Source organism: Kitasatospora griseola, from assembly GCF_014648555.1.
Lineage (GTDB): Bacteria > Actinomycetota > Actinomycetes > Streptomycetales > Streptomycetaceae > Kitasatospora > Kitasatospora griseola.
Genome location: NZ_BMRI01000072.1, coordinates 1 through 9,108 on the forward strand (window position 1 = coordinate 1; position 9,108 = coordinate 9,108).

Here is a 9,108-nt window from a genome sequence, read left to right on the forward strand (position 1 = left end):
CGCGGCCATCACCAGCGAGCCGTCCGGGTTCTGATCGAGCATCACCGGCTGCGGCCCGGCAGGCTCGGCCGGCTGCCCGGGAACCGGTGCCGGGGCGGCGGGCGCAGCGGGGGTCTCCTGCCCGACCGCGGGAACAACCCCGGCCGGGGCGGGCGCAGCCGGGGCAGGGCCGGGCACGGGCTCCTCGGCGGCGGGCTCCTCGGGGGCGGGGAAGCGGGCCGCGAGGCCCTCCAGCAGGCGGGTGTAGGCGGGGGCGACGTCCGGGCCCGGAACCGCGCTGCCGTCCTCCCACTCCAGCACCAGCTTCGAGCCCACCCGCAGCGCCGCGGCGACCTGCGCGGGCGTCAGACCCGCTGCGAGGCGCAGCCGCTTGCGCTCCGCCGGAACCGGCAGGCCGGTGGACACGGCGGCGAGCAGCGCGTCGACGGAGTCGAACAGCTCGTCGGACATCATTCGCTCCTCAGCGTCCGTTGGGTCGGGTCGGGTCGAGGCGCGGGTCTCCGAGCAGGGCGTCGAAGACCTGCTCGGTGACGCAGCCGACGATGTTCCGGTCGGTGTCGCGCAGGGTGTAGCCGGCGGCGCGCCCGAGGCCGGCCTGGGCGATCGGGACCTGGGGGCGGTAGTAGAAGGTCACTTCCCGGCCGGTGTCCTGTGCCGGGTCCGTCTCAAGGCCGAACGACAGGGTGAAGGAGGGCAGGTGCTCCACATCCTTCTCGTCGGCCAGGTGCAGGACCCCGTCGTCGGTGGTGCGGAAGGCGACGACCAGGTCCACGCCGCCTGTTCGGCGGTCGCGCGGCAGTCCGTGGCCTTCGAGGACCCGGCCGAGCTGGGAGGCGGACATCGCGGCGGCTTCGGCCAGGGCGCGGCGGTTGGAGTAGGCGCCGGCGGCGTCCGCGCGGGACATCGCCAGCTCCTTCACCACGGTCAGGTGCTGGGTGAGGCGGCTGATGCGGGCGACCAGGACGACCAGGTCGTCGAAGTCGGCGGCCTGCGTCGGCTCCACCAGGCGCTCACCGCGCAGCCCCGCGAGCAGGGCCCGGGCCAGATCGTCGGGCACGTCGACATGCTCGTCGCCGATGCTGATCCTCACGAAGAAATCCCCAAACAGTAGCGCATAACCAAATAGTAGACCCGCACAGTTTGGAAGTCCATCATGAAGGGGCGCGCGGCAGTGCCGTGCGCCCCTTCGGGTCTCCTGCTTGTCAGGCCGCCGGCGAAGACGGGTTCCGCCGGTCCCTCCCGTGGGTGAACAGCGCCTGCCAGTGGCGGCGCGCGGTGGAGGGCACGGCCCAGCGCGCATCCGGCAGGTCGCCGGCCAGGTCCTCCAGGGCGATGCACACCGCCAGGTCGAGCCGACCCGGCAGGTAGCCGTAGCCGAGGAGCAGCTCGCGCAGCCCGTCCACCGTTGCCAGCGCCTGCTCGTCGTCCCTCCAGTGGGCGGCGCGGAACTACTCCTCCGTCACCGGACGACTGGTCAGCACCGGCACCGCCGGACGCCGGCTACTGGTGCACCTACGACGAGGCCTGGACGGCATCAAGCACAAGCACCAGCCGGCGCCACCGAGCCCGAGAAGGCCAAGCCGCTCGAGGTGCTCGACACCTGCGGCTGAACCTCCGCCGGCGGCGGCTCCCTGCTCTCTCCCATCCCCATGGCTCTCTTGTTAAGCCGCAGGTTTTGATAGTTGTCCCAACCTTTCGCAACTAACATCCAGATCGTTAGTTGTTCCCAGGTTCCACTGTTAGAGTTGGCGCAACGAAGCTACTGAATCGTTTTGCTCATGTGCAGATTGCTTCGTAAAAACGAGAACGGACCACCCCGGCCGGCTTAGCAAGGTGTGGCCCGTCCCCGTGTGTCACCACCGCGAGAGCCTGGAACTTGGCCGTTCCGGGCTCCTCGCTTCTCCGGGGCTACTTCAGGAGCAGCTCTGCGACCCCGATGGCCACCACCGCGCAGGTGTTGCCCCAGGTCGCCCAGACGAGCGAGGTCTCACGGCGCTCCTTCGGACTGTCGGCCGGCCGGTCGTCCCCGGCCTTGCCGAGTTCGCCGACCTTGTGGTGCTGGCCGTCGGTCCGTTCGATGGACTCGTCGTCCATGGCGGAGCTCCCTCCTGTTCCACGGCTTCCGCCGCTCGGGCCGGATGGTGTCCGGACACCTGGCCAGAGTGCCCGGCCCGGTCGAGGAGGTGTGATCAGGATATTGCACTCCTGGCGGCGGGTCAGGAATGGAGCAGGCATTTATATGCTGCTGGGTGCCGATGAATGTCGCCGAAGGTGTCCAGTGGGACGTCTTCCACTTGAACCGGGGGGTGTGAACTGGGCTTTTCCCTCAACAGCGCAGCCAGGGGTGTGATCTGAGACACATTTAAAGCGTGCTTGGGTTTTAATAAACGTCACCCCGGGTGCCTCCCGCTCTCCGGCCGGTGCGATCGGTCCACGACCGTGAGCAGGCGCGCTCAAGAACTGTCCCAGCGTCAGCAGAGGCTGGTACTTTCCGCCATGGATTTCGACGAGACGTTCTGGGCGGCCGTTGCCGCCATCGCCGCCGTCGTGGCGGTGGGCCTGTCGGTGTGGGCGACCCTGCAGGCCAAAGCCGCGGCCAGGGCCTCCGAGAGGACGGCCGCGGAGGTCGCCCGGATCGAGCAGCAGCGCTGGCACCGCGAACTCACCCCCGAACTCGACTTCCGCCTGGTCCCCAAAGGCAGCGACCACTGGCTTCTGACCGTCGAACTGACCGGCCCGGCCGGACTCGACCGGCTCGACCGCGTCACCCTGACCGTCCGGGACGAGGCCGGTGTCGACCACACCCCGCGCACCCCGGACATCACCCCCGAGGAGGTCGAAGCCGTCATCTGGGGACCGGTGCGCTTCCAGCCCCGCGTCGACCATGTCCGCGAACCGGGACGGGAAGCCGTCCTGGAGAGCGTCGACCGCGGCGAGCCGGCCGTACGCGCCGTCGACGCCACCGTCCCCCCGCGCTGGATCGACAACCTCCAGGACTGGCAGCGGCGCAACGACCGGTTGCCGCTGCGGCTGCGCGCGGTATGCGAGCACGCCGACCACGACCAGCCGTGGATCATCGTCACCGAGATCCCGGTCGAACGCCTCGCCTGACCGTTGCCGAGCCCGCGGCGTCCCCGCGGCCCGGCACCCTGGTCGGCAGCACCTCGCACAACGGTGGCACGGGATCATCTGCGAGGTCTGCAAGCTCACCCGGCCCGCCCCCGGGCAGGCCATGGCCTGGATGACCACCGCCGTCCAACACGCTGCTCGCCGCCGTCGAAAACACCACCCACCCACCGTGGCAGCCGGGGCACGCCGGCACCCGGGAAGAATGGCCGGCAGGTGCGCGCCGCACCCCATTGCCCGCGGCGCGCACCGCACCGCAGTGGGACACCGCAGGCCGTACGCGTGCGATCTACGATGGGCGGATGTCCGACACCACTGATCTCCCCGCTGACCTGCTGGAACTCCAGCACCGTTGGTACGCCGCCGAAGCCGCATGGACCTCCGACTCGACCGTCGAGAGGCGCGCCGCGTTCGCCAGGGTCGGCACCGAGCTGTACGCCCACCCGTACTGGGCGACGACGGGCAACCGACACAAGGCGGGGATGGCGCTCAAGCAGGCCGCACGCCCGAACACCGCGCGGGGATCGGCGGCCTGACCCGCCCGCGATCAGACCGCCGGGTCACCCACGACGACGGGTGCCTGCTTCTGCCGGCGCAGCGCCTTGGCGGTCCTGGCGGCCAGTCGTGGATCGGCGAGGACCAGGGCGATGACGTCCTCGTCGCTCAGGTCCGTCTGCGGGACGGGCAGCGGGGCGCAGATCTGTGCGAGCTCGTCCAGCGGGCCTCCGATGGTGCCGGCCTCGTACTCGTCCTCTTCCTCGTCGCCGGCCGCTGTCTCCGTCAGCACGTCGAAGGCGGTGCGCAGGTGGACGACCACTTCGGCCATGGCCTGCCGGTCCTCCGGGTGGGCGAGATCGGGGTTCTTGCGGGTGGGGACGTAGACCTGGCGCAGCGCCTCGACGGCCTTGGCCAGGTCCTCGACGGGCAGGCCGTACGTGTCGCTGTCCTGGCCTTCCAGGTTGGTCAGTTCGGTTCGCCGGCGCCCGTCCGCGTCCAGCGGATACTGCCCGTCGACGCCCAGTTCCTGCAGGCCGACAAGGACGGCACACCCGCTGACCGCGCCGGACAGGTGGCGGGAGACGTCCCGCAGCAGGCTCTTCTTCCGGCGCAGGGTCGCCGACCGGTCCTTCGAGGACTTCGCGGTCTCCTCCTCGCCGGCCAGGGCCCCGAACTCCCGTCCCAGCAGCCGGTGCGCGGCCACCAGCGCCCGGGCGGCCTCGCGGACGGGCGGACGCGCCGATCCGCTGCCTGTCCCGGCGGTGTTCTCGTACTGGTCGGACATGCCGTTCCCCTCCCGTGCCGCCCAGTCGGCGGCGGCCGTCTCATGGGGCCCGTCGACCGGATCGGCGACAGAACCGCACCGTAGCGCTCTCCGTCGCCGTATGTGGAGACGGTGTCGCCGGTCCAACGAGCCGGGACGCGGCCAGGACACGGCAGAGCAGGGCCGGCCGGTGCGAGCCCTCGCATATGATCGCGTTCGAACTAGTATTCGATACATGAGCACCGCCGTCCCCGTTCCGCGTCGCCAGGGCGACCCCGCGCTGCGCGGCTTTCGGCCGGGCGACGCGCAGACGGTCCCGGACAAGGTGCTCGACGAACCCGACCAACCGGAGCTCGACCGGTGGCAGCTCGTGTGGATCCGCCTCGGCGGCCGGTGGCGGCCGGGCGTACTCCTCGCGTGGCGCCGGGCACTCGGCGGACGGTGGTGGATCGCCCAGGTCCAGTGGGACCGGAACACGAGCGCCTGGTTCTACTACGAGCACGCGACGATCCGTCCGCTCCCGGCAAGGCGGAAGGTGTGATCCGCCCGTCGATCCCGCGGGCCGCTCGCCAGGTCAGTTCCTCACGGGGCGGCCGTCGCTCAAGGTGGCGGGCCTGATCGTCGGCCTCCGGGCCAGCCACCGTCCTTGGGGCGGGTTCGGGTCCCGGGGCGGCGCGGCAGGGGAGTGCGCGCCGCGGCCCGGGACCGGGCGGCCGGGCGCTGCTCCCCCGGCCGCGCCGCCCCGCCGGCGGTGTGGGAGTCCGGCGGGGCGGGTTCGTGGGGCCGGTCAGTTCCAGCCGGAGTCGGCAGCCCCGTGGAGGCCGCCCCAGTGCGAGTCGGCCGACACGTCAGTTACCCCAGTACGTGTCGCCGAACAGGCCTCCCCAGACACCTCACGGCGCCAAGCAGTCAAGTGGACCATGATGGGGCCGCGACTCAGTGTTCGAACGCTCTGCTCCGTAGGCCGGCCCGGCTACGGATATCCGAGCTCCCGCTGGGATCGTTCCAGCGCCTTGATCTGTTCCAAGAGCACCGTCAGCGCGCCCGCGTGCTCCCATTCCCGGGTGCGAGGGGTGATGTGGCGGTCGCCCGTGAGTAGTTGGCGCACGACGTCGACGATGTCCTCGGGGTGGGCGAACGGCGGCAGGGGCAGCGGCTCGTACCACTCCCAGCCCGCCCCCAACCAGATGTCGAGAGGGCCGTAGCTCCAGCCCCTCCCTTCTTTGGGCCACGGGTTCTCCCCCCATGCCAGTTCGACACCGCGCGCGTGCCACCACTCCGAGCCCGGGACCCCAGCCGCCTGCGGGAGGCCGTCGGCGATCGGGGCCGGAACACGGGACGCGAAGGGGAAGTACAGGTACTCCTGCTTCTCGTCGATGGGTTCGAGCCGGGCCCAGGACCGGCTCGCCGGCCCCGAGCTGCGGGAGTTGTCCGCGCAGCGGCACCGGCTGGTCGCGGCGCTGACCGAGCACGCCCGCGAAGCGGCCGCCGGCGAAGGCCAGCAGCTCGGCGAGGCGCAGCTGCGGGTGGTGGAGCAGACGTTGCGGGCTTCGCTCGTGGACGAGCGGGCCGCCGAGGTGTTGGCGGTGGGTCGGCTCAGCGGGGGATTGGAGGAGACGGGCGGCTTGCCGTCGGAATCGGCCGGCGCACCGGCCGGGCGTGTGGCGGGCGGTGCGGTGAAGACCGCGTTTGACGCGTCGGCCGGCCGGGCGCGGGCTCGGGAGGCGGTGTCGGCCGGGATGTCTGAGGAGGCGCATCGCCGGGCAGCCGCCCGGCAGGAGGCCCGGGACCGGGTCACCGAGGCGGAGGCGGTCCTGGCGGAGGCCGAGCGCCTCCAGGCGGCCGTCGACCGGGACGCCGCGCGGCTGGACGCGCAGGCCGAGCGCCTGGCCGCCGACACCGCCGCGGCGGCCGAGAAGGCCGAGCGGGCCCGGGCCGCCCTGGAGCGGGCCGAGCAGCGCCTCGCATCCGCCCGCGGCGCCAAGCATGCCCGGCACGGGAAGCAGCGGGCCGCCCGGCGACGGGCCGGCGAAGCGGCCGTCGCCGCCGACAAGGCCCGCGAAGGCCTCCGCCGGGAGCGGGATCGGTTGGTGGAGCTGGAGAAGGAGAGTGGTTAGTGATGGCCAGGCCCGTGTGGACCGGCGTGCTCAGTTTCGGCCTGGTGACCGTGCCCGTGGCGCTGTACACCGCGACCGACAGCCATGCCGTGCAGTTCCACCAGCTGCAGCGCGGCACCGGCGACTGGGTGCGCAACAAGCGGGTCAACGAGCGCACCGGGGACGAGGTCTCCTATCAGGACGTGGTGAAGGGCTTCGAGGTCGCCGACGGCGAGTACGTCGTGGTCGAGCCCGATGAGCTGGAGCAGATCTCCCCGGGCCGCTCCCGCACCATCGACATCTCCGGCTTCGTCGACCTCGACCAGGTCGACCCGATCTTCTTCGACAAGACCTACTACCTCGGGCCCAGGGGCAAGGAGTACGCGAAGATCTTCCAGCTCCTCACCGAGGCGCTCACCCGGTCCAACCGCGCCGGCATCGCCCTGTTCTCCATACGCGGCAAGGAGTACCTCACCGCCGTGCGTGCCGACGCCGGCCTACTGGAGCTGCACACCATGCACTGGGCCGACGAACTGCGCGACCCCCACGAGGAGATCGGCGATCTGCCGAGCGGCCGGGCCGGGTACAGCCGCCAGGAACTCGCGACCGCCGAGCAGCTGATCGACATGCTGACCGTGGACTGGGACCCCGCCGAGTACCACGACACCTACGAGGAGCAGATCAAGAAGCTGATCGAGGACAAACTCGCCGGCCGCGAGATCACCGCGTCCGAGGGCCCCCCTGCCGAAGCCACCAACGTCGTCGACCTCATGGCCGTGCTGAAGCGCAGCCTCGAAGGCGCGAAGCACGGGAAGACGACACCCGACGCGGCCGACGAGAAGCCGGGTCGCCGCCGCGCCGCCCAGAGGCCGCGTACCACGCCGAAGAAGACCGGCGGGAAGAAGAGCGCCAGCACCGCCGCCCCACCGGAGACGGCGACCGCGAAGAAGCACGCGGTGAAGAAGGACCTCTCCCGGCTGACCAAGGCGCAGCTGTACAAGGAAGCCTCCCGGTACGAGATCGCCCACCGCTCCACCATGACCCGCGACGAACTCCAGGAAGCCGTCGCACAGGCCGCCCGCCACCTGCGTGCTTCCTGATCGGCTGAGTCCTCCCTCTGATGCCGGGTTGTCCGTGTACAACGCCAGCGGCACCAGTCCCGCCTGATTGGGCACCGGGAATGCTCTCCGGCTGCCGCGTTGCGGGCGGCTCGTCCAGGGTTCAGGCCTGCGGGGCGAGCGAGCGCGGGGCGGACGACGGGCCGGGCACGATCAGGTCCGGCTCCAGGAACGGCGAGCTCCCAGCGGGCAGCGGGCACGTCTGTCCGGCGGCCGGGAGGACCTGGTCGGCGGCGGGCTCGGAGAAGGCCAGTTCCAGCGGGCGGCGGTCGGGACTCATGCGCACAGTCTGACCCACCGTCGCCGGACGAACCGTCACCGGCCCGGCGCTTGCGGCACCGGGCCGGCTTCCCCGCACGCCCCCGGAGTGGAACTGACCCCGGGGCGGCTCCGGCCTCGCCGCCGGGCCCGGAGCGAACACGCACCGGGCCCGACGCGAACGGCGCGCGGGGCGCAGGTTCAGCGGCGGCAGCTGCAGTGCCGGGCGCGGCGCCGGGCCGGCGGTGCCACCGTTGTACCCCCGCAGAAGGGGCTGTGAGTACCTGTTTCTGAGGGTGTGCGAAGAGTCCCTCCCGGCCAGGAATCGAAAAGGGTTGATTCCGCTGGCTCGCCCGGTCTCTCCAGTGCCCTGCTGGAAGAAGAGCCGATGGGAGGACGTGTCGGCCGACCGCGCGGGCGCGTGTGCCGCTTTGCTTCGCATGCTCCCTTCGCGCGCCGTTGTCCGCCCTGTTTCCGTCGACCGGCACAGAGATATGTTCGCGCTCAGTCAATCCCGAAGGCGGTCCTGCCGCCCGACACCCGAAGAGGTCAAGCTCTGATGCGTCAGCGTGTGAAGCTCTCCCTGGCAGTTGCTGCTGCACTGGCCGCGGCCCTGATTCCGGCGGGGTCCGCCGGCGCAACCACCACCAGTGGCACGGCGGACTGCCCGGCCGGCTACCTGTGCGTGTGGGACCAGATCAACTACCAGGGCAACATGTACAAGTTCTCGGGGGAGAACTTCTCGTGGTCCGCCTGGGCGATCAACAACCACGACTCCTCGTGGTACAACCACGGCGTCTCGGGACTGAACGCCTGCGTCTGGCAGTACGAGGGCTTCTCGGGCAGCGTCAAGGTCATCAAGGCCGGCACCTCCTCGCCCAGCGACCCCGCGCACGCCCATTACGGCAGCTCCAACAACTGGGGCAAGTGCTGACCCGAATTCCACGGGTCCGAAGCACAGGCGGTGCCGGGGCAGCGGTGCCCGCCCGACCAACGGCCTGCCGATCGGACGTTCCGGACGTCGGACCGGTTTCAGAGGTCTCCGACGAGCCGGGCCTCGGTATGGACGGCACGAGTTCGAGAGCCAGAGCGAGTGGGCGGCGGAGTTGCGCGACCTGTGCGGTGAGGTGATCACCGAACGGCAGCGAGCCGACTCAGCGGGCTTGACGGCCGGGGCGCGGAAGCCGCATCCGTAGGGCCGGGTACCGAACAACGGCCCAGGCCAGCAACCGGGCAACGAAGCCGGGCC

At 71.2% G+C, this 9,108-nt stretch carries 13 protein-coding genes; 6 read left to right on the forward strand and 7 right to left on the reverse strand.

What is annotated here, in order from left to right:
* From IEZ12_RS36665 to IEZ12_RS36680, 4 genes are all read right to left on the reverse strand, one after another.
* The coding region (locus IEZ12_RS36665) for a helix-turn-helix domain-containing protein (RefSeq protein ID WP_189278666.1) at positions 1–450 on the reverse strand (450 nt) is incomplete at its 3' end.
* Positions 451–460: 10 nt separating this feature from the next.
* A complete protein-coding gene (locus IEZ12_RS36670; RefSeq protein ID WP_189278669.1) occupies positions 461–1,090 on the reverse strand; it encodes a hypothetical protein in 630 nt (209 codons plus the stop codon).
* A 112-nt stretch (positions 1,091–1,202) separates the two neighbouring features.
* Positions 1,203–1,403, reverse strand: coding sequence for a hypothetical protein (locus IEZ12_RS36675; RefSeq protein WP_189278670.1), 201 nt, complete (start codon positions 1,401–1,403; stop codon positions 1,203–1,205).
* Positions 1,404–1,908: 505 nt separating this feature from the next.
* Complete coding sequence (locus IEZ12_RS36680) at positions 1,909–2,094, reverse strand: hypothetical protein (RefSeq protein WP_189278673.1); 186 nt, start codon at positions 2,092–2,094, stop codon at positions 1,909–1,911.
* Positions 2,095–2,496: 402 nt separating this feature from the next.
* Here IEZ12_RS36680 and IEZ12_RS36685 point away from each other — a divergent pair, with 402 nt between their 5' ends.
* Both IEZ12_RS36685 and IEZ12_RS36690 read left to right on the forward strand, forming a co-directional pair.
* The gene (locus IEZ12_RS36685) at positions 2,497–3,111 is read left to right on the forward strand and encodes a hypothetical protein (protein WP_189278675.1); all 615 of its coding nucleotides are present in this window, start codon (positions 2,497–2,499) and stop codon (positions 3,109–3,111) included.
* 317 nt (positions 3,112–3,428) lie between these two features.
* Positions 3,429–3,662: a DUF8825 domain-containing protein gene (locus tag IEZ12_RS36690; RefSeq protein WP_189278677.1), complete on the forward strand. Its 234-nt coding sequence runs from the start codon at positions 3,429–3,431 to the stop codon at positions 3,660–3,662.
* A gap of 11 nt (positions 3,663–3,673) precedes the next feature.
* On the opposite strand, the gene IEZ12_RS36695 is transcribed toward IEZ12_RS36690, so the two are convergent.
* On the reverse strand, positions 3,674–4,408 hold the full coding sequence (locus IEZ12_RS36695) for a hypothetical protein (RefSeq protein WP_189278679.1): 735 nt from the start codon (positions 4,406–4,408) through the stop codon (positions 3,674–3,676).
* A gap of 214 nt (positions 4,409–4,622) precedes the next feature.
* On the opposite strand from IEZ12_RS36695, the gene IEZ12_RS36700 reads away from it, so the two are divergent.
* On the forward strand, positions 4,623–4,928 hold the full coding sequence (locus IEZ12_RS36700; protein ID WP_189278680.1) for a hypothetical protein: 306 nt from the start codon (positions 4,623–4,625) through the stop codon (positions 4,926–4,928).
* A gap of 432 nt (positions 4,929–5,360) precedes the next feature.
* On the opposite strand, the gene IEZ12_RS36705 is transcribed toward IEZ12_RS36700, so the two are convergent.
* Positions 5,361–5,570 carry a hypothetical protein gene (locus IEZ12_RS36705; protein WP_189278682.1) on the reverse strand — a complete coding sequence of 70 codons (210 nt, stop codon included), beginning with the start codon at positions 5,568–5,570 and terminating at the stop codon, positions 5,361–5,363.
* A 193-nt stretch (positions 5,571–5,763) separates the two neighbouring features.
* Here IEZ12_RS36705 and IEZ12_RS36710 point away from each other — a divergent pair, with 193 nt between their 5' ends.
* Together IEZ12_RS36710 and ku are read left to right on the forward strand one after the other, a co-directional pair.
* Entirely contained in the window at positions 5,764–6,504 is a 741-nt protein-coding gene (locus IEZ12_RS36710; protein ID WP_189278685.1) for a hypothetical protein, read from the forward strand.
* A gap of 2 nt (positions 6,505–6,506) precedes the next feature.
* Complete coding sequence (ku, locus tag IEZ12_RS36715; protein WP_189278687.1) at positions 6,507–7,583, forward strand: non-homologous end joining protein Ku; 1,077 nt, start codon at positions 6,507–6,509, stop codon at positions 7,581–7,583.
* A gap of 121 nt (positions 7,584–7,704) precedes the next feature.
* Here the strand turns inward: ku and IEZ12_RS36720 are convergent, their stop codons facing one another.
* Complete coding sequence (locus tag IEZ12_RS36720) at positions 7,705–7,881, reverse strand: hypothetical protein (protein ID WP_189278689.1); 177 nt, start codon at positions 7,879–7,881, stop codon at positions 7,705–7,707.
* 537 nt (positions 7,882–8,418) lie between these two features.
* Between IEZ12_RS36720 and IEZ12_RS36725 the strand changes: the two genes are divergently transcribed.
* Positions 8,419–8,793: a peptidase inhibitor family I36 protein gene (locus tag IEZ12_RS36725; protein ID WP_189278691.1), complete on the forward strand. Its 375-nt coding sequence runs from the start codon at positions 8,419–8,421 to the stop codon at positions 8,791–8,793.
* Positions 8,794–9,108 lie beyond the last annotated feature (315 nt).

Excerpts from the sequence above, each read along its gene's own strand:
- IEZ12_RS36680 (WP_189278673.1), bottom strand. The coding sequence starts at position 2,094 with ATGGACGACGAGTCCATCGAACGGACCGACGGCCAGCACCACAAGGTC.
- IEZ12_RS36685 (WP_189278675.1), top strand. The coding sequence starts at position 2,497 with ATGGATTTCGACGAGACGTTCTGGGCGGCCGTTGCCGCCATCGCCGCC.
- IEZ12_RS36690 (WP_189278677.1), top strand. The coding sequence starts at position 3,429 with ATGTCCGACACCACTGATCTCCCCGCTGACCTGCTGGAACTCCAGCAC.
- IEZ12_RS36695 (WP_189278679.1), bottom strand. The coding sequence starts at position 4,408 with ATGTCCGACCAGTACGAGAACACCGCCGGGACAGGCAGCGGATCGGCG.
- IEZ12_RS36700 (WP_189278680.1), top strand. The coding sequence starts at position 4,623 with ATGAGCACCGCCGTCCCCGTTCCGCGTCGCCAGGGCGACCCCGCGCTG.
- IEZ12_RS36710 (WP_189278685.1), top strand. The coding sequence starts at position 5,764 with ATGGGTTCGAGCCGGGCCCAGGACCGGCTCGCCGGCCCCGAGCTGCGG.
- ku (WP_189278687.1), top strand. The coding sequence starts at position 6,507 with ATGGCCAGGCCCGTGTGGACCGGCGTGCTCAGTTTCGGCCTGGTGACC.
- IEZ12_RS36720 (WP_189278689.1), bottom strand. The coding sequence starts at position 7,881 with ATGAGTCCCGACCGCCGCCCGCTGGAACTGGCCTTCTCCGAGCCCGCC.
- IEZ12_RS36725 (WP_189278691.1), top strand. The coding sequence starts at position 8,419 with ATGCGTCAGCGTGTGAAGCTCTCCCTGGCAGTTGCTGCTGCACTGGCC.